We start from the raw sequence: 22,408 nt of genomic DNA on the forward strand, positions 1-22,408 counted from the left end.
AAGCTATTGTATAAAGTTATAATCATAAAAACTCTTTACCAGCCCCTCTTTTTCTCTGAACACTTCTTCAAATGTACCCTGCCGGATAAACTTCCCTTCATCCATGACCATTATCCGGTCGCCCACTTCTTTGGCGCAGGTAAGGTCGTGGGTAATAATGATGGAACTGGTATTAAACCGCTCCTTCACCGCATTGATCAGCTTATTCAGCTCCATGCTGGTAATGGGGTCCAGTCCGGCTGTAGGCTCGTCATACAGCATGATTTCCGGCTGTAGTATGAGCGTACGGCCAATGCCGATACGTTTTTTCTGTCCACCGGAAAGTTCGGCGGGCAACTGGTTGATCGTTTCCGGCAACCCGATGGCATCCAGCACAATATCTACTGTTTTCCTGATCTGCGTTCTGGTAAGTTTGCGGTTGTTTCTTTTCAGCGGAAAGGCCAGGTTCTCACCTACCGTCATGCTGTCGTACAACGCGCTGCTCTGAAAAGAAAAGCCCACTTTCAGGCGTAATTCCCTCAGCGCCGCATCCCTCAGCTGATCCACCTCTTCGCCCAGCACATTCACCATCCCCGAATCAGGTTTCAGTAACCCGATGATAATTTTGATCAGCACCGACTTACCCGTTCCCGACCGGCCCAGTACCACGATATTCTCTCCCTTGAACAGCTCCAGGTCTATCCCCTGCAATACATGCTTCTCTCCGAAAGATTTATACAGATCTTTTATCCTGATCACCGCATTGTTCCTGTCTATCTCATGGCCATTTTTCATATTACCGCAGGGTGTTGAATACGTGAACAATCATAACTTCTTCAATAAATATCAGGAACATGGAAACGATCACCGAAACGTTGGCTGCTTTACCTACTCCCATCGTACCCTGACTGGCATGATATCCCTGGTAGCAGCTGACGATCCCAATCGTGAAACCATATATAATGGACTTGGTTAATGCGGTAGCGTAATCCAGGAAAGTGATCTGGGTAAAGGCACTATCGAAGAACGCGATGAAGCTGGTTTGTTCATGCGCATGTACATCTACATAGGAACCGAGGCAACCGATCAGTCCATTGTAAAACATCAGCAGCGGTAAACATATAGTCATGGCCGTTACCCTGGTTACTACCAGATAACGGAAAGGGTTAATCGCAGATACCTCCATAGCATCGATCTGTTCTGTCACCTTCATGGAGCCCAGCTCTGCTCCTATGCTGGAGCCTACTTTACCGGCGCAGATAAGCGCGGCAATGAGCGGAGCCAGCGCCCTGACAACGGCAATAGCCACGAGGGAGGGCAGCCAGGCAGTAACGCCAAATTCAGATAAGGTAGGCCGCGATTGTTCAGTAAACACCACGCCGGTAATAAATCCCGTTACCGTTACCAGGGCGAGTGATTTGTATCCCACCTGGTAACACTGGCGCACAAATTCGCCCCATTCAATGGGCGGCCGGAATGTTTCCCGGAAGAAGCGGGCAACAAAAACAGCAATCTCATAGAACCGGAGAAAGAAACCATCAATCCTGGCAGTGATGACCGGCTTGTCCTTTTCGTTGGTAGAATTCATCTTGGTGCAATGCTTACACTAAATTACAATTCTATGCCGCTTTTGTTAAATAACCAACTATTAAATATCAGATCCGTTTACAGCGGCGTTGGAAAAATAACCAGACACCTGCCACGGTTGCTATATACAGGAATATTAATCCGGTAAATATCTTCCTGCATAAATATCCTGTTATAGTTGTACAGTGATCCCACCAAAATAATTCCGGCCGGGAGCAGGATTATAATAACGGTTACCGAAAGCATTCAGGTCATTTCCCAAACTGTATTTTGTATTTAACAGGTTATCTGCTCCCAGTTTCAGCAGGAGGCTCCAACGGGTATGTAAAGGTACCTTCCAGCTAACGCTGGCCTGTAAAAGATGATAACTTCCTGCATAAGCACTGTTGGCATCGTTCAGCGGAATACGGTCTGTAAAATTGTGCCGGGTAAATAAAGTAATATTTGAAGGAAAGCGCCATAACAGGCTACTTATCAATACATGTTGAGGTACGCCTGTAAGCCTGTTCCCGGAGTAATCCTTGCCGGCGCTAATATATTCAACGAAATTGAAATCGCTGAAGGTATACGCTTCCTGCCATTGAATGCCCTGCAGGGCGCCCTGCTTACGGGGTTTCATCAGCCACCACATTCCCTGCAATTCAATCCCTTTCTGATGCACACCGCCTGCATTTGCAAAATACTCCTGGTCGCTGGCGTTGCTGCGCTTCACAATGGCATGTTCCATCTGGTAGTAAAACAAGCCCACATCCACCGTTGCCCGGCCACTGGCTGCGGCCGCCCGCAGTCCTGCTTCATAGTTCCAGCCGGTTTCCGGCTGGAGTGCCGTATTGATGATATTATCAGAGGCCAGCACCTCTGCGGTGGCAGGCGGCGAATAGCCCCTGCTTACGGTCAGCCGGCCGGTAAGACCGGGCGTGAACAGGTAAGAAAGCGATAACCGCGGCATCAGCTGCGGTGTGAAATTAACTTTCGTATGTCCATTCCTGTTATAACCATATCCGTAGTAGTTGATACTGGCGGCAGCTTCAAATGTAAAATAACCCAGGTTCCCCTGAAAGCGGGTAAAGAAGAAATACTGGCTGGCATCCAGCTTGTTGGCTGCCTGAACGGTATCCCGTTTTCCCTGCCGGTTGCCATAGTTCATCACGTCGGTGGTAGTACGCTGCCACTCCACACCATTCAGCCACTTCCACTGGAAATGCTGCTCCGGCCGGTTGATCCATTGCAGGTACGTCCGGAAGCCGGCGCTGTTTTCATCCCTTACTTCGTAGTTGGTGATAAAGGGATTCTCGAAATGGGTATTGGAACCGAATACGGTCAGCACATGTTGCAAACGCGGGCTGAACTGTGCTTCGTGTACCAGTCCGCCAAAGAAAGTACGGTTGTAGATCCCGGCCTTTTGAGCGATGGCATCCGGCCTCGCAGCACGGGGATTGGCATCGAACTGAGCCTGGGTAAGACCGCCTGGTGTGCGATATGCCAGGTCCGAATAAAATGCGAGCAACTTCAATGAATAACCTGGCCGGTATTCCCAGCGTTGCACAGTTTGGGTATACGAGCGTCTCATGGCGGTATTCTGGCGGTACCCGTCGGCGCGCTGGTATCCCTGAAATACCTGGAGCTGATAATTACGCCACTGCTGCTGATAAGATACATCGCCATGAAACAGGCCATAGCTGCCTCCCTGCAGGTTCAGGCGCAGCAGCTGCGTATCAGCCGCGGCCGGCGCCAGATCCAGTCTTATCACACCGCCCGAGTTAGCGCCAAACATACTTCCATCCGGCCCTCTCAACACCTCGGCTCCTGATATGGCGTCCGGGTCTACGAGGTTCAGGTAGGTATTACCACCGGCATCGGTCAGCGGAATTTCGTTGGCGTATATTTTAATATTGCGGATGCCAAATGGAGAACGGAGCAAACTACCTCTGATGGATAAACGATAACTTCCCGGCGAACGTTCCTCCATCCTTAATCCTGGCACCGCATTAAACGCAGGCAACAGTGAAGAGCCCTGTTGTATCCGGATATCTGCCGGCGAAAGCACACTCACAGCAGTGGGTATACGTTGCAGGCTGGCATGTGAATAATACGATTGTACTTCTACCTCCGGTAGCTGCCGGAGCGTGTCTTGCTGTTGCGCCTGTGCACATACAGCAAAGGATAGCATGGTTATTAAAATGCCTGCTGGCAGAATACGCATTTTGATAGCTGTTCTTTTCTTTTGGTAGTCACGGTCATTCAGCGGGTTAAGTTATAACTATTTCTGTTTATTGCCGGGTTATTTGTGAAGAAGACCCGCCGGCTGCTTTATATTTCAATATATTTACCCGCCAATTCGCTATCATGAAAAGATCTATCCTTTTTCTGGCGGGCATGATTGCCGCCTGCCACACCGCTACTACGCCTGCCAGTCAACCGCCGGCAGCTGATACTGTTAACACTCCCAAAGCGCCGGAGAAACCTATTCCGGCGACAGCCGGCAACGAGGTTGTATACAGAGACTCCGTGCCAGGCGACTTTAACGGTGACGGCCATACGGAAACAGCCACACTTGTACTCGTAAAAAAAGGACAAGGCAACCCGATGGAAGACGGGACACCGGATGAATACGCGGTGCAGTTTTCCGACAGCACACTGCCTGTGTTAAATATCGGCTGTTGCGAAGGAAAACTGTTTAACAAAAAAGATCTGAATAAAAATGGTACCGACGAGATCTGTACCATTCAGGCGCCGCCCAACGGTAACACCTATGAACTAACCGTATGGACCCTGGATAAAGGCAAATGGAAACCTATGGCCACCCCGTTGCTGCTCCCTACCGGCGGTGATCCTTTCTCTTTTGAAGACTTTGCCAAACGTGTTTTCGTTCAGAACGATACCCTTTATTACCTGGAAACAGACCTGAATGATGAAAACTTACGCCTGGTGAAAAAACCAGCTAAACTGAATCAAGTAATACCTGAACAATAACCTGAATAAATATTGATAACCAATTAGATAATGAAAAACAACTGGTTTAAAGCTTTAAGTCCTCACATAGGGGCATTATTGATATTTATAGTGCTTTCCTTCGCTTTTTTCAGCCCGGTGCTGGAAGGAAAAGAGTTATTGCAATCGGATATGATGCATTACAAAGGGATGCAGAAAGAGGCAGCTGATTACTATGAAAAAACCGGCGACATTCCGTTATGGACCAACAGTATGTTTGGTGGGATGCCCACCTATGTGATCTACACCGGACCATCCTCGAACAAGATCGGGATGCTCAACAAATTACTCACCCTTTACCTGCCCAACCCGGTGAACATGCTTTTTGTACTGATGATGGGCATGTACGTATTCCTTTGCGTACTGGACATCCGTTACTGGATCAGGATACTGGGCGCCGTAGCTTATGGTTTTGCCACCTTTACCATTGTAAGTATAGATGCAGGGCATATCACCAAGGTAATGGCGATGGCCTATATAGCACCGGTACTGGGTGGTATGATACTTACCTACCGCGGAAAATACCTCGCTGGTGCTGCGCTGACGGCCCTCGCTGCGGCTGTTCAGATCTACAACAACCACCCGCAGATTACTTATTATACCCTCATCATCGCGATATGCCTTGCCGCAGCAGCCGGCGTGAAAGCATTCAGGGAAAAACAACTGCCGGCTTTCTGGAAGGCGTCCGCCGCGATCGCCATCGCCGGTATACTGGCGGTGCTTCCGGCGATGGACAACCTGCTGATTATGCAGGAATATACCCGCTACTCTATGCGGGGCAGCCAGTCGGAGCTTACCCTGAACCAGAAAGACAAGGAAATAAAAAAATCAGGCGGCCTTGATATCGACTATGCTTTCCAGTGGAGCTATGGCAAAGGAGAAACGTTTACCCTGTTGCTGCCTCACCTGGTAGGCGGTTCTACCTCGGAGAAGTTATCCGTCAATTCAAATACCTATAAGGCATTGACCGATATCGGTGTTCCTGCAGAGCAGGCGGCACAGGCGGTCAATCAGCCATCGTGGCAGTTGTACTGGGGCGCACAGCCGTTTACGGCCGGCCCCGTGTATGTAGGCGCCATCATTTGTTGTTTGTTCGTATTGGCGTTGTTTATTATAAAGAGCTGGCATAAATGGTGGTTACTGGCGGCCACGATCATTGGTATCGTACTTAGCTGGGGCGCTAATTTCCCGGAGGTGAACGATTTCCTTTTCTACCATCTTCCCTTGTACAGCAAGTTCAGGGCGCCTACCATGGCGCTCGTGATCCCCCAGGTGACCATGGTGATCCTGGCCTGTATGGCGCTACAGGAGCTGCTATACGGGCAACAAACCAAAGAGTTCCTGATGCAGCATCTCCGGATGACGTTATATGTAACCGGCGGCCTGGTATTGTTGCTGGCGATTGGTGGCAGTATGCTTTATCCTTTCAGCGGTCCGGGCGACAGTAGTTTCCTTGCCCGCTATTCGCAAATGCTGGGGGGCGATGCACCGGCCGCGAGGCTCCTCGGCGCGTTGAAACAAGACAGAAGCAGCGTGCTCCGTGCCGACGGTATCCGCGCGCTGGCGCTGATACTTGTTGCTTTCGGCACTATGTGGTACTTCCTCAAAGGCAGGCTGAAAGCCAATTACACGGTGATGATACTCACCGCAGCCATCTTGTTCGATCTCTTCCAGACCGATAAAAGTTATCTGAATGAAAGTAATTTCTCCGAGCCCTCGCAGCTGGAAAGTTATATTGCTCCTTCTCCGGCCGACGAACAGATATTGCAGGACAAGGATCCTTACTACCGGGTGCTGAATGCTACCGTAAATCCATTCCTGGATGCCAACTGCTCCTACTTCCATAAGTCTGTGGGCGGTCAGAGCCCTGCCAAGCTATGGCTATACGAAGACCTGATTGAGCACCAGCTCTCCAAAAACAACATGGCAGTGTTCAATATGCTGAACACCCGCTATTTCATTGTGCCGGATCCGAAAACGGGTCAGCCGGTGGCCCAGCGCAACCCTGGCGCACTCGGGAATGCATGGTTTGTGAAAGCGATACAGCTGGTGCCGGACGCGAACTCGGAGATGAAAGCGCTCGACCATTTCAATCCGCGAGACACGGTTATCATCGACCAGCGCTTCACCAGAGCAGTAGCCGGGCATGAACCCGGAGCCGATAGTGCGGCGCACATTACCTTAACATCATACGGGCTTAACCAGCTGAAGTACAGCGCTGAAAACAGCCAGGCCGGTTTCGGTGTTTTCTCGGACATCTATTATCCTGCCGGTTGGAAGGCATACATAGATGGAAAGGAAGAACAGATCATTCGGGTAAATTATGCCTTAAGAGGACTTACCATCCCTTCGGGCAAACACGAAATCATATTTAAATTTGAACCTGCTACCTTTTTTACAGGAAGAAAAATATCCGGCGTGTCCTCCATTCTCCTGCTGATCGGTGTTGCCGCTTCGTTTATATGGAGCTTCCTGAAAAGCGTTAAGGCTAAAGAAAACTAATCAGGGTATATTCACTCCATCTAAAAGCCGTTCTGTCGGCAATGCGGCAGAACGGCTAAAATACTATCAGAAATCCTTTACCACGCATCATATAATACATTTTCACATACTTACAACTATTTGATCTGCAAATCATTGCAGGGGTATCCTTCGGTTCTCATTCGGTTCTCAGTTAAGTATCCTATACTCCATGATGTGGTAAGGCAGTCTCAGCTCCATGCCGAAACCAGTACTTTTTTCCCCATTGGAAAACTCCCGTTTGCTGCACATTTTTTTCTCCATCCGTACATAACAGGATTATTTTTTTCGAAACTCTCATTCACGATTCAGCCGACCCTGTAGTTTAAATGCTTTCTACTGCTCCTGGACACGTTTTTGCAGCGCCCGGATAATTTCAGACATAACGCCCTGCTGAAAAATGTCGACCAGGAACCCTTCGTTAAACCGGTCGCCCCGGATGGCGACGGTGAACAATTTGCATAAAGTAACGGCATCCTGTTTCGAATAATCGTAATTTTCATCATTCAGCATCTGAATTCCTTCCGCCCACTTCATCCAGTCAAAAACCGGCATAATGTCCAGGCTGGTAATAGCCTTTACAGTTTTGTTTACTATCTCCGCCTGAACCTGGTATGGGAAAGTGACGGTGCCGTCTTCCCGTTTTTCGCCACCTTTAAACCAGCCAAATTCCTTCGTTGCTGCAATTTCCGGCAACAGGCTGAACAGCTTTTCCCAGTCTGTCGGGCTTAATGTATTCAGATGCGCAGGAAGTGTTTCTATTGTTGCCATTGTTTTAAGAATTGAGATCCGGGAGCTTATACTATTGATTATTGCAAAGAAACGTAAAAGGAATCATTTCGTGTAGTCACTGATCCATCACAAAAGAAAAGTGCCCCTATACAGCCAGACAATCATCATATGACCAGTTGGAAAAATTATCTTACATTCATTTAAAGAGGAAATATCATGTACCGGAAACAAAATGTACCATGAAAACGCTGATCAATAACAAAGATTACGAAGGGATCAAAAAAGCGTTGACTGAAAACCCCTCGCTGGCCAATGAAGGCATCCCTTTTGACGAAGAGAATACTACCAAAGCCCATCCCCTGCATCGGATTTGTGATGCGGTATTTGCCCATACCATTACGGATAAGGAAGGGGTTGAAATTGCCCGGATATTTTTAGCATACGGAGCTAACGTTAATGGTTATGAATTAACCGAAGGGCATGATACGCCTCTTACTGCGGCAGCCAGCTTACATGCAGAAGAGGTGGGTATCTTATATATAGAGAATGGCGCTGCCATTCACCACCCGGGATGCCATGGAGGCACTGCTTTACACTGGGCCGCCTGGGTAGGCAGAGATAAGCTGGTAGAAAGGCTGATCCGGGAAAAAGCAGCCATCAACAAACGATGTACTGATTTTAAAGGCACGCCACTCTTATGGGCCATCCATGGATTCAAACACGGAGGTTCCGGCAACAGACATCACCAGCTTGAATGTGCGCGGCTGCTAATTAATGCCGGGGCCGACAAAACTATTCCTAATATCGACGGAACCATACCGTTGGAATTTCTTGAAGAAGAAGATACGGCATTCATCCATCTATTGAAATAAAGAAAACTAATCCTACCATATTCACCCCATCAAAAAGCCGTTCTGTCACATTTCCAACAGAGCGGCTTTTTAATTATATAAGTTTGAACTATCGCTACGAAAATTCTTAATTCCACATTCTCAATTCCTAATTCTACAGGCTATGTTTCGTAACTATTTCCGGCATGGTTGGAGAAATCTCCTGAATAACAAAATGTCTACCCTGATCAATACCGGCGGGCTGGCCATCGGTTTAACCATCAGCATCATTATCATGATGTGGATCATGGATGAATTCAGTTACGATATGTTTCATAAAAACGGGTCCTATACCTATCTTATGATGAACAACCGGAAGGTAGAAGGCGGCTGGCATACGGGCGATAATACCCAGGCGCCGCTGGCGGTGAAGCTGAAGCAGGACTTTCCTGATGTGAAATATGCCACCCGCCGTGCTTTTGGGGGCGATCAGCTTTTCAACACCGGGAGCAAGAGTATCTATCAGGAGAGCATCTACGTAGATCCCGACTTCTTCAACATCTTTACCTTTCCGGCTATCAGCGGCGATCCTGTAACAGCCTTGAAAGAGCCGGATGCGGCGGTGCTCACGGAAAGTGCCGCTGAACGGCTGTTTGGCAAGGCCAATCCCATGGGCAGGATCATCCGGCAAAACAGTCAGCATAGCTTACGTGTAGCCGCGGTGATACGCGATGCTCCTGCCAGTAGCACCATCCGTTTTGATATCGTACTCCCCTTCCGCCTTTACGAAATAGAGAATGCTTCCTGGATCGACCGCTGGGATAACTACCGGCTCAGTAGTATCGTAATGTTACAGCCGGGTGCCAGTGTAGAACATTTCAACCAAAAGCTGCTGCCGGTGATGAAATCGTACGGGGGCGACAGTACCAATTATGTGTTCGCCTATAGGTTCAAGGATCTGCATATGTATGGTTCCTTTAAGAATGGCAAGCCTAATGGCGGACGTATAGAGATGATGTGGTTATTGGGGCTGACCGCTTTCTTTATTCTGCTGATTGCCTGTATCAATTTCATGAACCTTACCACTGCCCAGTCTGAGCGGCGGGCCAGGGAAGTAGGTGTGCGCAAGGTAATGGGTGCATCGCGGCGCATCATCATTATTCAATTCCTGGCTGAAGCCCTGCTTATCACCATGCTGGCCATGCTGCTGGGGATACTCCTGGCCTGGCTCTGCATTCCTGGTCTGAACCGCATTTCTGGCAGAAGTATTTCCTTCGGACTGCTCAACTGGAAAATGTGGTGCGGACTGTTATCACTGTTAGTAGCCACCGGACTGATTGCGGGCAGTTATCCTGCTTTCTTCCTCAGCGGTTTCCAGCCGGCAAAAGTGCTGAAGGGCGGGCTGATCAGCGGCGGAAAGGGCCGCGGCAGGTTTCGCAAAGCGCTGGTGACCCTGCAGTTTGTCATCTCCATATTCCTTATTCTTACCACCATTGTTATATACCGGCAAATAAAGCATGTAGAAACCCGGCCAATTGGTTACGAACAAAACAACCTGCTCGAAATTCCTGCCCGGGGTGAAATGGCGCAACACTATCCTCTGTTGCGGGACGCCCTGGTGCAGGTGTCGGGAGTAGAAAGCGTTTCAGCCGGAACAGACGACCTGCTGCGTTTTGGTGGCAGCACCGACGATGTGGTATGGCCGGGAAAAACACGGGATCAGAATTTCCCCGTCACGATTACCTGGGTACAATACGACTGGGCTCATACTGCCGGCATGCAGCTGTTGGCAGGTCGCGATTTCAGCAGTAGCTATGGCAGTGATTCCATTGGTTGCATCGTCAACGAAGCAGCGGTCAGGCGAATGGGGTTGAAGGAGCCTGTGGTGGGAACATTGCTGGGAAGTAATCCCATCATCGGGGTGGTCAGGGACTTTGTTATGAATGATCCTTTCAATGCTGCCCGGCCAATGGTGCTGTATTTCGGAAACGGATCAATGGACCATATTTTTATACGGCTGCGGTCAACTGCCGATCAGGTGAAAACGCTGAGCAGCATTGCAGCTGTGCTGAAAGATAAACATCCCGAGTTCCCTTTTGAATATCATTTTTTGAAAGACAGCTATCAGCAGCAATTCAACGGGGCCAAATCAGTCAGGTTTGTGCTGAACTGGACCAGCAGCCTGGCCATCATCATATCCTGCCTGGGACTGTTCGGCTTGTCGGCCTTCCTCACAGAAAGGCGCAGCAAGGAGATCAGCATCCGCAAGATAATGGGCGCCACCACGGGCAGCATCTGGCTGATGCTGGCCAGGGAATTCCTTCAGCCTGTTTTCATAGCGTTTGTGGTAACGATTCCGCTGGTGATACTGGTAATGCGGCAAGCATTGCATAACATCGATTACCGTATCGAGCTGCATTGGTGGATCTTTGCGACGGGTGGGTTAATCACAGCTGTTATAGCCTTGGCAACAATCAGCTACCAGGGCGCTAAAGCGGCCCGGGCTAATCCTGTTAAAGCATTGCAATCGGAATAAACAATCATGGATGTGCGAGCGCCGCTTCGGGGGCATCCAGCAACGACTGTGTCTGTAACAGCAGCTCTTTCATTTTCATCCTGAATCTTACCGCTGCAGAAGTTTCGTCGGCCGGTACTTCGTGATTGTGGAGATCCATCTGGAAAAGCGCATGTAGGTTGGCTTTGAGGTCGAGCAGATCTGCCTGCCTGGTTAATCCCGCTGCAAAACCCGCTTCCTGGATCGCTTCCAGCTGGTTTTCATTAAAGGACGCTGAATACCAGATCACCGGCACTTGTTTCAATCGTTTGATGGTCCTGACTTCTTTCAGGAAACTGGTGGTTTCATCTGTAGGCAGCAGGCTGTCCAGGAAGATGTAATCCGGAGTAAACCCGGATTGTTTCCGGAAATAATCCAAAGCCTTACCGGAGTTGTCCTGCGCGATGCAAGCCTTACTGATGTTCAGAAGGTCCAGTGCAAGATAGAACTGGTTGCGCCGGTCGCGGTCCGGATCGATTAATACGCTGGTGATTTTTTCTTTCATTGCAGGATAGTTTAATGGCAGGAAAAAATTAAAACTATGGCCTTATAGTTAACAAGCGCCACAAAAAAATGTTCTTGGTGCAGCAAAATTACAGCAGAGAAATTTCCTGAAAAAATGCTGCGGCAGCTTTTAGATCAATTTCCCAACAATTAACAAAACCGCAACATTAGGCATACGGCAACACTACTTTGAACATAGCTCCTTTATCAGGCACACCGGTAGCCCGGATATGTCCTTTGTGATTTAGTACTATTTTGCTGCACAATGCCAGCCCAATACCAGAGCCTTCAAACGAGGATCTGTCGTTCAACCGCTGGAATATCTGAAAGATGCGACCTGCATATATCTGGTCGAAACCAATTCCATTATCCGCTACGATGATCGCGCAATACTCCCTGCTTTTATCCAGTTCCGGCAGTTCCGATACTTCTGCAGATGTAAGCGGATCTGCGTATATGCGTATATGCGGCTTCCTGTTGGGCGCAGAAAATTTCAGGGCATTTCCGATGAGGTTATGAAAGAGCTGGTTCATCTGCAGCGGGCTGACCTTCATTACGGGCAACGTGCCTATTTCAATATGCACGTTCTGGCGACTGATCAGCACTTCAAAGTCGCTCATTACATTGTGCACTACTTCGTTCAGGTCTGTTTCCGTGAACGGATCGCGGACATGCACGAGGCGGGAGTATTCCAGCAGTTCGTTGATCAGCTGCGACATGCGTTTAGCACTCAGCCTCACCTTTTCAATGTAGGTCTTCGACGTTTCAGAGAGCACATCCTGGGTATTGTTGACCAGCATATCTGCAAAGGTTTGTATCTTCCTTAGCGGTTCCTGCAGGTCGTGGCTGGTGACGTAGGCAAACTGTTCCAGTTCCTTATTCGATTTTTCCAGATAGAAATTACTTTCCATGAGTTCCCTGGTACGTTGTTCTACCGTAGCTTCCAGGTCAACGGCGAGTTGCATGTACTTTGCCTCGCTTTCCTGCAGCCGCGCCACCAGCAGCCGGTGTTGCGTGATATCGCAGGATGCGGCATTATACTCTATCAACTTCTGCCTCGTGATAGCGATCCCGGTCTCCAGCGCGACAATCTTATCCTGGTAATCCCGTGCGGTGACAGGGGAATTATCGATTCGCGATACCGGCAGATGCCGGATACCGGTAGGAATCGTGATGGAGAAGGTACTGCCATTTTCCGGTTCACTGCTGATCCGGAGCTCACCACCATGAACAGTTACGAGTTCCTGTACCAGCCCCAGTCCATGCCGGGGAGTGTCCTGTACCGGGATACGCTGTTCCACAGCAGTCAGCAGCTCATGTGTCATGCCGATACCCGTATCGGTTATACTTAATTTTATAGCCTGTTCCTGTTGGCTGAGCCTTACTGCTACTCCGCCGCGGATCGTATACCTGAGCGCGTTAGAAAGCAATGTGAATACGATCGTGGCCCACTTGTCACGGTCTATGTATACATCTTCCGTTATCGTTTCAAAATTCACGACCAGGGTTAATCCTGTTTTCCGGAAAATAGGATCAAGGTATACCAGCAATTCCTTTGTAAAGCTGCGTATATCTGTTTTAGCAAACCAGGCACTCCCCTGTTGTGCTGTTGTCAGGCCTATATACATCAGGCCCGACGCATCAGCTTCTGCGGGAATGGCGCTACCGGTAAACTCATATACAGCGCCGTTTTCCGCCTGCCATCTGATCACAGGCATGCTGGCCGCATCAAATGGTTTGTGATCACAGGCGGGAAAGCCCGTCCACACAGCAGCTGCCGGTTGCCCAATGTAATGCGTCTGCTTATCCAGCAATGCTGCACAGGCGTCGTTATAAAACAGTGTATCTTCTTTGCCCCAGCAAACAAACATGGGGTGGGGCGAATGAAGGATGATGCGCAAACAGGTCTTTAGGGTTAAGGGCCACTGTTCTGACGGCCCCAACGGGGAAGCCGCCCAATTGTAAGAACGGATCAGTTCTCCTGTTAGTCCCCCACCGGAAAGCAGTCCATCCGATGCCGATGCTGCTGTCAATCCCCCTAAAGTTGCTGTTAATGGGGTAGTTATCATTGTCGAAAATATAAGCTTTGCGTATTTATTGGTTGCTCAGCTCAGTACTGCCGCTTTAAAATTCCACAATCAAGATTTAAAACCGTGTAAAAAAATGCACAATCTATAGCTATTATCTTATCGGGTGCTACTATAAAACTTATTCTTACGGTGCTCCCGTGCGTGCTTTTCCATGCGTCAGTCTGCGCTTGTTTCAGGGCCGGGGCTGTAGCAGCGGGCATTTCCAGCCAAACGTAAACGCCCCTACGACAGTTTCTCCTGATACTCTGTCTATAGTAATTGCAAGAATCGTGTCGGATGCGGGGCTTTCCTTATTTATCCAGGAATTTTATCTGTTCATAGGCGGGTGCAGCTTCCATATAACCGGCTGGGGTAAATGTTTTTCCGTCGTGGGCATGGTAAGAAATAAAGAAGTTTTCTATCTCCCGGATCATCTGAGACGACACGGCATCAATGCCTTTGAACGCCTTCGACAAAACAGGGACCGCTATATAACGGTTGTTGCGGATCACGGTGCCGTCTTTTTCGGTCTGCTCCGCTTTAATAGCGCCCAGCAGCCGGCATTTGATCAGGCAGCCGGAGAAGGTTTTAAATTCTGATATCACCAATACTTCAATAGGGCTGCCATCTGTGCCGCTACTACCCAGGATAAAGCCGGTATCATGCGGAAATACCATTCCCGCAGGCAGCGTTTTGCTAAGTACAAAAAAACGGGATACGGGGTCAAAATCATATTTCTCGCTACTCCCCTTAGGAGTTTCAATGACAACTGGTAACTCTTTGATGATCATACGCACGTTTTTTAGCTGCTGGCTGTTAGTTGCAAGCCTCCGGCCCAATGCAGCGGGGAACAAATTATGTAATAATTAGTAACAATAAAAATAAAGGTGTGATTCCCAACATTTGAATGACAAGTGATACGTGACCACTTTCCTGGCCCCAAGCTTGTACCCGGTATAGGAAAAACCCATATGAGCACCTTTAACATCTTGCTGAATGATTACGAAATCGGGATTACCCGTCAGGATGAGAACGTGTTTATAGTTCGTCTTCCTGAGAAAATAATACGCCTCCAGCGGAGAGAAGATAATGAGGGCGCAGATTACTGGTTTGAAGAAGGAGCCGATAATACCACGAAACTGACGGAAGCCATCGGGGAAGTGATAGAGCGATGGCTGGCTGCTACCAGCCGCTAGTCCAAAGCTAGCGGCTGTAGTAGATTTCCAGCCCGTCCTTTCCTGCTACGATGATATCTTTTTTACCGGAGCCGGTGAGGTCGTGTACTACAAAGTAGAGGCCTGCGCCTTTTTCGCCGTAGCTGATGACCTGCTTGGAGAAGGACTCACCATTCCATTTAAAGTAGTAGATACCGCAGGGATCGTCTGAACCGGGGTCGTGTTCATTATGGGCCCGGTAACGCTTGCCTGTTACCAGTTCCTCCTGCCCGTCACCGTCGAGGTCTACCCAGAGCATGGTGTGATATTGTGAATTGAAAGGATCGATGGGGTGCTTTATCCAGGTACGGCGGCCATTCCGGTCTTTCTTTTGCTCGTACCAATCCAGGCCATAGTCGTGACCCTGGCCAACGATCAGATCAACGAGGCCGTCTTTATTAACGTCGGCTACGATGACGGGAACGCTGACGGTGCCCAGGTTAAACTCCGGATGGAAGATCCATTTATCGCTGAAAGGCGCTGCAGGGGCTTCCAGCCAGCCCTCCGGCACAACCAGGTCGGGGCGGCCGTCGCCGTTGATATCGCCGCAGCCCAGGCCATGCCCGGATTTGCGGTCCATTATTTTATGTGCCTCGAAACCGCCGTTTACGAGGCGGTAAATCGTCAGCGGATCATTAGGCGTATTGGGGATGATCTCCGGCACGCCGTCGCCATCGAGGTCCCAGGCCCGCGTAGTTTCTATATTTCCGGGCGTAGCAATAACATGTTCCTTCCATTCACCGTCTTTGCCCGGGTTTTCTTTCCATACAAGCGTTTTGCCGAACCAGCCACCAGTGACAAAATCGATGCGGCCATCGCCGTTCACATCGATGGGTATGGTGGAAAAATCGTCCCAGTATTCGCCGAATTGCTTTACGGGCCCTATATAGTGCCGTTTGAAATAGCCGGGGCCCTCGTACCAGAAGGCGCCTGATATCAGATCGGGGATCTTATCGTTGTTGACATCTGCAACGGCTACTGTTTCATAGCTTTCCGCAGCAATCCGCTTTTTCTCGAATTTCAGCGGCGCCGGGCCTTTTGACTGGCCTGCAGCTGCGGTGGATGACAACAATACAATCAGGGCAGTGATGGATCTTTTCATACGCTGTGGTTATACGTGGAATAACAGATGCCGGTTAAGATACTCAAAGCATTTTAATAAACTGTCCTGTTGTATCCTGCGCAAACTTTTCGTGTTGAGGATTGCTGATACCTGCGGCCATGCTAAGCCTTATATTTACTCAAAAAACGAATCCATGCCTTCTGCATCCACTGCAATAGAACAACTGATCCCGCACCGGGCGCCATTCCTTTTCGCCGACGAAATTTCTTCCGCCACGCCAGAGGAGATTATCGGGCTCAAAACCTTCAGTGATGAAGCCGACAGCATGTTAAAGGGGAGTTTTCCCGAGTTCGGTTTTGTTCCGGGCGTTATCCTGATAGAGTCTATGGCCCAATGCGGAGGCGCCGGCATAAAGGTGCTCGGCCTGGCCGACGGCCTGTTTGCGCTTGCCAGCATAGAAACAGCTACTTTCCTTGCCGGTACGCCTTACAATGAAGAAGTGAAATATGTAATAAAGAATATCCGTGTAACAGATAAAATGATTAAGCAGTCCGGTGTTGCCTACGTACAAGATAAACCGGTACTGGAGGCCAGGTGGCTTTGTGTGAAGATAGAATAACGCAGTGATTATGATCTTTGTAACCTATCATCAACCGGGGTATTCTTACATGCCCCGGTTGACGCATATGGTTGTTCTTATTATTATTTCAAATCCCAGATACCTGCAGCGCGTTCCAGTTCCACCAATGCAGCGGCATAGTTGTACAACGATTTATAATACTCCTGTTGCAGATCATTATTAGTGCGCTGGGCATTCAGTACCTCCAGCAGCGGGCTCTCGCCACGCCTGTAAGCGTATATTTTCCCGTCCAGTACCTTCCGCGCTGTTTGCAGTAATCCCTTCTCGAACTGCTGTACCTGCAAACGGGCGGCGTGATAGTTTACCCACGACTGATTTACAGCCGCCTGTACTTCCACTCTCAGCTGATCGTATACCGCTGCCGCCTGTTTAATGGAGTATTTTGCAGCATGCAGTTCTCCCTTATAGCGATTGGAGAATTTCAGGGGGATGGAAATACCTGCCGTGGTAGCATAGTACTGGGGCGTAGGCGCAATTTCGCTGGTGGCTTCTGCATTGTATCCGCCTCCAACGTTAACGCCTATATCAATTTTGCGGTTGGCTTTTGCCAATACAAGACTTTTATCAGCAGCATCTTTTGCAGCTACTGCGGCTACCACATCCGAGCGGTGTTCCAGGGCATCACTGATTAATACTGCGGTATTAAAATGACGTTCCAAAGCATCGAAATCACCGGCAGGCATTATCAGAGCATCTGCCGGAGAACGGCCGGTGTGAATGTTCAACTGTACGAGCGCCGCTTTCCAGTCGGCCAGGTTCTGGTACATATCATTCTGCAGGTGATCGGCCTCCAGCCGGGATTGCAGCGCATCGTTCTCTGTAATCACGCCTTTACTGAAACGGATGGAGTCGCCATCGGCCAGCTGTTTCATGATATCGCACGACTGCCGCTGCACCTGCAGCAGGTGATACTGCTGCAGTGCGTTGAACCACGCCAGGGTAGCGTCTGCCCGGAGGTTCCGATAAAAATCTGCGACCTCAGCCCGGCTCTGGGTGGTATTGGAGCGGGCCAGCCCTATCCGCGCGCGGCGCTTCCCTCCCAGCTCCAGCGTGGTTCCCAGCCCTGCGTTGGCCCCGTAGGCCAGCTTCAGTTTGCGGTGCTGATTATCGAAACCATCCAGCGACAACTGGGGATCAGGAAATATTTTCGCGGTTTCGATTCCCGCTTCTGCAATGTTGATGTTGTATTGTTGTGCTGCATACCCACGGTTCCTGTTGGTTACCATATCGAGGTATTCGTTCAACGACAGGGGTATCCGGTGAAAACCGGTATCAGTCTGGGCCACCGCCAACGTGCCTTCCATCAGCAGTATGCCTGTTATCAAAATATATCTGAATAAAAACTTCATATGCCTTACTTTATTGCTGGTGAAGAATTCCATTTGCGTTCCATGAGATAATACAAGGCCGGTAATACAAACAGCGTGATAGCAGTAGCTAACAGTAACCCATATACGATAACTGTAGCCAGGGGCCGTTGCACGTCCGATCCGATACCCGTGGCGAAGGAAGCCGGCAACAGCCCCAGTACCGCCACAGATGCTGTCATCAACACCGGCCGGAACCTGTTGCAGGCGCCTTCAATTACAGCCGGCAGCAATGCGGTGCCTTGTTTTCTCAGTTCGTTGATCCGGGATATGAGTATCACCCCGTTCTGTATCGCCACGCCAAAGAGCGCAATGAATCCCACTGCCGAAGAAACATTCAGCGTCATTCCCCTCACATTCAGCGCCAGCATGCCGCCGAATAATGCCAATGGCACCGTGCACAGGATCAGTCCTGCCTGCTGAAAACGTCCGAATGCCCCATAGAGCAACATGAACATGATCGCCAGCGCCAGCGGTACTATCACGGCCAGCCGGGCATACGCCCTGTGTTGATTTTCGAACTGTCCGCCCCATTTAACACTGATCCGGTTGTGATCATAGCGAACATTTTGCGCTATTGCCGCCTGTGCTTCCTTCAGGAATGAGGTCAGATCGGCGCCGCGCAAATTCAGCTTCACTGTCAGGTGACGTTTATTCAACTCCCGTGTGATGGTGCTTTCCCCGGTGGAAGTTTTTACGCCGGCTACCTGCGACAGGGGGATTTTTGCGCCGGTGGAGGAAGTCAGCATAAGCCCGGCGATCTTTTCGGGCGTATCCCTTGCTTCATCTGTATATCGACAGGTAACATCATATACTTTATTGCCGGAGAAGATCTGCGAGATGGCTTTACCTCCTATTGCTACTTCAATCAATTCGGTTACATCACCAACATTGAGCCCGTAACGGGCAATGGCGTCGCGGTCTACATTGATCTGCAACTGCGGCAGCGGCGGTTCCTGATCGATGGCCACATCGGCCGCGCCGCGCACCTGTTTCAGCGTTCCGGCAATTTCATTGGCAATACGGCGCGTTTCCTTCATATCGTCTCCGTATACCTTTACTACCAGTTCGCTATGTGCTCCGGCAATCTTATCCATGACGCCGTCGATCATCGGCTGACTGAACCCTACGCTATAACCGGGCATGGCAGCGTATTCCGCGCTAAGGTCATTGATAAGATCCGCCTTTGTACGGCCCTGTTTCCATTCGCCATAGGGCTTCAGACCAATAGAGCACTCGAAGTGAGAGGCGGTCCACGGATCAGTACCATCGTCGTTACGGCCTGCCTGTACCATCACATAAGTCACTTCGCCGTATTTCATTGTGCGTTGCCGCAGGGAGTCGCTCATCTCTTTGGAACGCTGCAGGGAAATACCTGGCGGCAGTTGCACCTGTAACCAAATGGAGCCTTCATCCAGCGGCGGCAGGAAATCCTTTCCTACGGTGACAGACAGGATGATAGCGCCGGTCAGTACAAATGCCAGCGGAATAAAAACGCTTTTGGGCCGGGTCATGATTCTCTCCAGGCGCTGTTTGTATTTCGTGGTGAGCCGTTCCAGCCATTTGTTATGATACAACTTACGCGGCTTCCGGTAGGTGGCAAAAGCCAAACCGGGTATCAGCAGCAACGCTACTACCAAAGCTCCTGCCAGTGCATATCCTACGGTAAAGGCCATCGGTGTGAAAAGCTTGCGTTCTACTCTTTCAAAGGAAAACAGGGGTAAGTAGGCAGTGATAATAATGATGGTCGCAAACAACACGGGGCGCGCCACAGCGGCAGCCATCTGTGCGATAGTGGTTTCGGAAAGTTCTTCCAGCGGCTTGTCTTCCCGGTTCTTCAGGATAGCTTCCATCATCACAATAGCGCCGTCTACTATAATACCAAAATCAATGGCGCCCAACGACAGCAGGTTAGCGGGAACGTGCGTGAAGTGCATCAAAATAAATGCAATCAGCAACGACAATGGGATCGTGATGGCTACCAGCAATGCGCCTCTCCAGTTGCCAAGGAAAACGATCAGCACCAGTATCACCAGTACAATTCCTTCCACCAGCGTATGGGATACGGTATTCAGCGTACTGTCGATCAGGTTGGTGCGATCGAGGTAAGGACGAATCGTTACGCCTGCCGGCAGGATGTGCTGATTCAGATCATCGACGGCTGCATGGATACCGTCGAGCACAGAGGAAGGGTTTTGCCCCTTCAGGAGCAATACGATGCCTTCTATGCCTTCGCCGTAATTCACGGAACGATCAGAATATCCCAGGATGCCTTTACGTTCGAGGTTGCCGAGTTTCAGGCTGCCCAGGTCTTTCACAAACACAGGTACTCCGTTCACTGATTTCACGACAACATCACCCAGGCTTTCCAGATTTTTCACGAGGCCAATGCCACGTACTACATAGCCCAGGTCGCCGATATTCAGGACGCTGCCACCTGCATTCGCGTTGTTGTTACCGATAGCCGTTTGTACGTCGGCCAGCGATACATGGTATTGTTCCAGCTTTGCGGGATCAATTTCTACCTGGTACTGTACGGTGATGCCGCCGAAGTTGGTGACGTCCGCTACGCCGGGCACCTGTTTGATCCGCGGAATAATAGTCCATTGCTGCAGATCAGTGAGTGTTTTCAGGTCATGGTCTTTACTTTCGATGATGTACCGGTAGATCTCCCCTATGGGAGATGTTAACGGGTCCAGTCCGGGCTTTGCGCCGTACGGGAGGTCCACGTCGTTCAGGCGTTCGGTAATACGTTGCCGGGCCCAGTAATCGTCCATGCCATCCTGGAACACAATGGTGACCACCGATAAGCCGAACGTACTTTTGCTGCGCATCACGTGCATACCGGGCATACCGTTCAGCGCTCTTTCAATGGGGATGGTGATCTGTTGTTCCATTTCTTCGGCGGCCAGTCCGGGTACCTGTGTCACCACCTGCGAGGTAACATCTGCGATATCCGGATAGGCTTCAACGGCCAGTTGTTGCCAGGAATAATAGCCCATCAGTGCGATGAGACTAAACAGCACAGCAAGGAGCCAACGCTTATGAATAGCGGTGGAGATTAATTTCTTCATAAAAAACTTTTGTCTATTTTAAATCGGCCAGGTAAAAGGCGCCTTGTGTTACGATCTTTTCATGTTGTTCCAGTCCCCCGGAAACGATCACCTGCTGACCATTGGTTGGGCCGGTGGTAATGCGGCGTTTTACGAGCCGGCCATCTGCGAGCGCTACAAAAACGCAGGGGTTTTCACTGGCCTGTAGCAGGGCCGTAGCGGGCACCTGCACAGCCGGAGCCGGCTGATCGGAGAACCTAACGGTAACGTACATACCGGGTTTCAGGGCATGGCTGGTATTAGGTACAGTGATCAGCACCTGGATGCTGCGGGAATCTTCGTCGACCATCGCATTCACATGACTTACTTTCCCTTTGATATCGGTTCCCGGCAGTGCTACTACATCCACGGTGCATTCATCGCCCGTATGCAGGAAGCGGATATCTTTTTCCTTCACCTGGGCGGCGATCCATACTTCAGCAAGGTTGGCCAGGGTGGCCACACTGGCGGCATCGTCCCTGATGAATTGGCCGAGCACCACTTTATTTTCCGTGATCTCGCCTGCAATAGGCGCGTGCACTACCAGCGGTTGTCCCAGTACAATGTGCTCCGGGTCGGCCTTGAATACACGCAACCCCATCACGGCATTTTCATATTCTTTTTTCTCTACCTCATAGGCTGTTTGTGCTTCTTCGAGATCTTTCTGTGTACCTACTCCATGTGCTACGAGATCCTGCTGGCGTTTCCACGCTCTTTCTGCCTGTTGCAACTGTGTTTTTTCCTGGAAATAGGCTTTCTGTGCAGCAATAAAATCCGGTGAAGTGATTTCAAACAAAGGCGTGCCCTGGCTCGTTTTCATTCCCAGTTGCAACATTACCTTTGTGATCCTCCCGGGGAAAGGCGGAGCTATCTCGGCATACTGTGTAGGAATGGCTTTTATCACACCTGCAGCGGCGATCTGCCGGCTCCAGGAAGTACTTTCAACTGCCGCAATATTAATCTTGCTTTTCAGGGCATCAGGTACGCGGAGTGTATCGCTTTGTTGTACCGCTGCAGCGGGTGATTTGTCGCTTACAGAATGACAGGCTGCCACCGCCAGCATGCCGGCGGCAATAAAATTTTTCTTCATGATGTAGCTGATTAGAATGATTCGTGCAGCATTACAACCAGTGGTTGAACCTGCGGATATTTCGCTGTTTTATAAGTTGAGCAAGTAATCGTTTCGCACAAAGTTGAGATTATATTGATCCCGCTGATGGTACAGCGGTGGCTGCAGTCAGACAGGAGATTTAAAAATGATGCTAC

The 22,408-nt window shown here is 49.9% G+C and carries 17 protein-coding genes; 6 read left to right on the forward strand and 11 right to left on the reverse strand.

Features of this window, described 5'->3' with window-relative positions:
- Positions 1-3: 3 nt before the first annotated feature.
- The 3 genes from UNH61_RS15325 to UNH61_RS15335 all read right to left on the reverse strand — a co-directional run bounded on the left by UNH61_RS15325 (position 4) and on the right by UNH61_RS15335 (position 3,736).
- Positions 4-774 carry an ATP-binding cassette domain-containing protein gene (locus tag UNH61_RS15325; protein ID WP_326992833.1) on the reverse strand — a complete coding sequence of 257 codons (771 nt, stop codon included), beginning with the start codon at positions 772-774 and terminating at the stop codon, positions 4-6.
- A 1-nt stretch (position 775) separates the two neighbouring features.
- The gene (locus UNH61_RS15330) at positions 776-1,567 is read right to left on the reverse strand and encodes an ABC transporter permease (RefSeq protein ID WP_326992834.1); all 792 of its coding nucleotides are present in this window, start codon (positions 1,565-1,567) and stop codon (positions 776-778) included.
- 171 nt (positions 1,568-1,738) lie between these two features.
- Positions 1,739-3,736, reverse strand: coding sequence for a TonB-dependent receptor (locus tag UNH61_RS15335; protein ID WP_326992835.1), 1,998 nt, complete (start codon positions 3,734-3,736; stop codon positions 1,739-1,741).
- Between the two features lie 176 nt (positions 3,737-3,912).
- Between UNH61_RS15335 and UNH61_RS15340 the strand changes: the two genes are divergently transcribed.
- Together UNH61_RS15340 and UNH61_RS15345 are read left to right on the forward strand one after the other, a co-directional pair.
- Positions 3,913-4,539: a hypothetical protein gene (locus UNH61_RS15340; protein ID WP_326992836.1), complete on the forward strand. Its 627-nt coding sequence runs from the start codon at positions 3,913-3,915 to the stop codon at positions 4,537-4,539.
- A 30-nt stretch (positions 4,540-4,569) separates the two neighbouring features.
- Positions 4,570-7,059, forward strand: a complete 2,490-nt coding sequence (locus UNH61_RS15345) for a YfhO family protein (RefSeq protein WP_326992837.1) — start codon at positions 4,570-4,572, stop codon at positions 7,057-7,059.
- A 354-nt stretch (positions 7,060-7,413) separates the two neighbouring features.
- Here UNH61_RS15345 and UNH61_RS15350 read toward each other — a convergent pair whose 3' ends face one another.
- The gene (locus UNH61_RS15350) at positions 7,414-7,848 is read right to left on the reverse strand and encodes a DUF6508 domain-containing protein (protein WP_326992838.1); all 435 of its coding nucleotides are present in this window, start codon (positions 7,846-7,848) and stop codon (positions 7,414-7,416) included.
- Positions 7,849-8,048: 200 nt separating this feature from the next.
- Here UNH61_RS15350 and UNH61_RS15355 point away from each other — a divergent pair, with 200 nt between their 5' ends.
- Together UNH61_RS15355 and UNH61_RS15360 are read left to right on the forward strand one after the other, a co-directional pair.
- Entirely contained in the window at positions 8,049-8,681 is a 633-nt protein-coding gene (locus tag UNH61_RS15355) for an ankyrin repeat domain-containing protein (RefSeq protein WP_326992839.1), read from the forward strand.
- A gap of 142 nt (positions 8,682-8,823) precedes the next feature.
- Complete coding sequence (locus UNH61_RS15360; RefSeq protein ID WP_326992840.1) at positions 8,824-11,175, forward strand: ABC transporter permease; 2,352 nt, start codon at positions 8,824-8,826, stop codon at positions 11,173-11,175.
- Positions 11,176-11,179: 4 nt separating this feature from the next.
- Here the strand turns inward: UNH61_RS15360 and UNH61_RS15365 are convergent, their stop codons facing one another.
- From UNH61_RS15365 to UNH61_RS15375, 3 genes are all read right to left on the reverse strand, one after another.
- Positions 11,180-11,698 carry a hypothetical protein gene (locus tag UNH61_RS15365; RefSeq protein WP_326992841.1) on the reverse strand — a complete coding sequence of 173 codons (519 nt, stop codon included), beginning with the start codon at positions 11,696-11,698 and terminating at the stop codon, positions 11,180-11,182.
- Between the two features lie 166 nt (positions 11,699-11,864).
- Entirely contained in the window at positions 11,865-13,766 is a 1,902-nt protein-coding gene (locus UNH61_RS15370; protein WP_339071287.1) for an ATP-binding protein, read from the reverse strand.
- Between the two features lie 311 nt (positions 13,767-14,077).
- Positions 14,078-14,557 carry an inorganic diphosphatase gene (locus tag UNH61_RS15375; RefSeq protein WP_326992843.1) on the reverse strand — a complete coding sequence of 160 codons (480 nt, stop codon included), beginning with the start codon at positions 14,555-14,557 and terminating at the stop codon, positions 14,078-14,080.
- A 180-nt stretch (positions 14,558-14,737) separates the two neighbouring features.
- On the opposite strand from UNH61_RS15375, the gene UNH61_RS15380 reads away from it, so the two are divergent.
- A complete protein-coding gene (locus UNH61_RS15380) occupies positions 14,738-14,962 on the forward strand; it encodes a hypothetical protein (protein ID WP_326992844.1) in 225 nt (74 codons plus the stop codon).
- 7 nt (positions 14,963-14,969) lie between these two features.
- Here UNH61_RS15380 and UNH61_RS15385 read toward each other — a convergent pair whose 3' ends face one another.
- Entirely contained in the window at positions 14,970-16,082 is a 1,113-nt protein-coding gene (locus tag UNH61_RS15385) for a VCBS repeat-containing protein (RefSeq protein WP_326992845.1), read from the reverse strand.
- 154 nt (positions 16,083-16,236) lie between these two features.
- Here UNH61_RS15385 and UNH61_RS15390 point away from each other — a divergent pair, with 154 nt between their 5' ends.
- A complete protein-coding gene (locus UNH61_RS15390; protein ID WP_326992846.1) occupies positions 16,237-16,662 on the forward strand; it encodes a hypothetical protein in 426 nt (141 codons plus the stop codon).
- Positions 16,663-16,745: 83 nt separating this feature from the next.
- Here the strand turns inward: UNH61_RS15390 and UNH61_RS15395 are convergent, their stop codons facing one another.
- From UNH61_RS15395 to UNH61_RS15405, 3 genes are read right to left on the reverse strand one after another with little or no spacing between them, the layout of a single operon-like run.
- On the reverse strand, positions 16,746-18,032 hold the full coding sequence (locus tag UNH61_RS15395) for a TolC family protein (protein ID WP_326992847.1): 1,287 nt from the start codon (positions 18,030-18,032) through the stop codon (positions 16,746-16,748).
- A 5-nt stretch (positions 18,033-18,037) separates the two neighbouring features.
- Positions 18,038-21,124: a CusA/CzcA family heavy metal efflux RND transporter gene (locus UNH61_RS15400; protein ID WP_326992848.1), complete on the reverse strand. Its 3,087-nt coding sequence runs from the start codon at positions 21,122-21,124 to the stop codon at positions 18,038-18,040.
- Positions 21,125-21,137: 13 nt separating this feature from the next.
- The gene (locus UNH61_RS15405) at positions 21,138-22,232 is read right to left on the reverse strand and encodes an efflux RND transporter periplasmic adaptor subunit (protein WP_326992849.1); all 1,095 of its coding nucleotides are present in this window, start codon (positions 22,230-22,232) and stop codon (positions 21,138-21,140) included.
- Positions 22,233-22,408: the final 176 nt, after the last annotated feature.

Source organism: Chitinophaga sp. 180180018-3, assembly GCF_037893185.1.
GTDB lineage: Bacteria > Bacteroidota > Bacteroidia > Chitinophagales > Chitinophagaceae > Chitinophaga.

What these genes read in the sequence shown, in the direction of transcription:
- UNH61_RS15365 (WP_326992841.1), bottom strand. Translation starts at nt 11,698, where the DNA reads ATGAAAGAAAAAATCACCAGCGTATTAATCGATCCGGACCGCGACCGG.
- UNH61_RS15370 (WP_339071287.1), bottom strand. Translation starts at nt 13,766, where the DNA reads ATGATAACTACCCCATTAACAGCAACTTTAGGGGGATTGACAGCAGCA.
- UNH61_RS15335 (WP_326992835.1), bottom strand. Translation starts at nt 3,736, where the DNA reads ATGCTATCCTTTGCTGTATGTGCACAGGCGCAACAGCAAGACACGCTC.
- UNH61_RS15400 (WP_326992848.1), bottom strand. Translation starts at nt 21,124, where the DNA reads ATGAAGAAATTAATCTCCACCGCTATTCATAAGCGTTGGCTCCTTGCT.
- UNH61_RS15385 (WP_326992845.1), bottom strand. Translation starts at nt 16,082, where the DNA reads ATGAAAAGATCCATCACTGCCCTGATTGTATTGTTGTCATCCACCGCA.
- UNH61_RS15350 (WP_326992838.1), bottom strand. Translation starts at nt 7,848, where the DNA reads ATGGCAACAATAGAAACACTTCCTGCGCATCTGAATACATTAAGCCCG.
- UNH61_RS15395 (WP_326992847.1), bottom strand. Translation starts at nt 18,032, where the DNA reads ATGAAGTTTTTATTCAGATATATTTTGATAACAGGCATACTGCTGATG.
- UNH61_RS15360 (WP_326992840.1), top strand. Translation starts at nt 8,824, where the DNA reads ATGTTTCGTAACTATTTCCGGCATGGTTGGAGAAATCTCCTGAATAAC.
- UNH61_RS15330 (WP_326992834.1), bottom strand. Translation starts at nt 1,567, where the DNA reads ATGAATTCTACCAACGAAAAGGACAAGCCGGTCATCACTGCCAGGATT.
- UNH61_RS15340 (WP_326992836.1), top strand. Translation starts at nt 3,913, where the DNA reads ATGAAAAGATCTATCCTTTTTCTGGCGGGCATGATTGCCGCCTGCCAC.
- UNH61_RS15325 (WP_326992833.1), bottom strand. Translation starts at nt 774, where the DNA reads ATGAAAAATGGCCATGAGATAGACAGGAACAATGCGGTGATCAGGATA.
- UNH61_RS15380 (WP_326992844.1), top strand. Translation starts at nt 14,738, where the DNA reads ATGAGCACCTTTAACATCTTGCTGAATGATTACGAAATCGGGATTACC.
- UNH61_RS15390 (WP_326992846.1), top strand. Translation starts at nt 16,237, where the DNA reads ATGCCTTCTGCATCCACTGCAATAGAACAACTGATCCCGCACCGGGCG.
- UNH61_RS15375 (WP_326992843.1), bottom strand. Translation starts at nt 14,557, where the DNA reads ATGATCATCAAAGAGTTACCAGTTGTCATTGAAACTCCTAAGGGGAGT.
- UNH61_RS15355 (WP_326992839.1), top strand. Translation starts at nt 8,049, where the DNA reads ATGAAAACGCTGATCAATAACAAAGATTACGAAGGGATCAAAAAAGCG.
- UNH61_RS15405 (WP_326992849.1), bottom strand. Translation starts at nt 22,232, where the DNA reads ATGAAGAAAAATTTTATTGCCGCCGGCATGCTGGCGGTGGCAGCCTGT.
- UNH61_RS15345 (WP_326992837.1), top strand. Translation starts at nt 4,570, where the DNA reads ATGAAAAACAACTGGTTTAAAGCTTTAAGTCCTCACATAGGGGCATTA.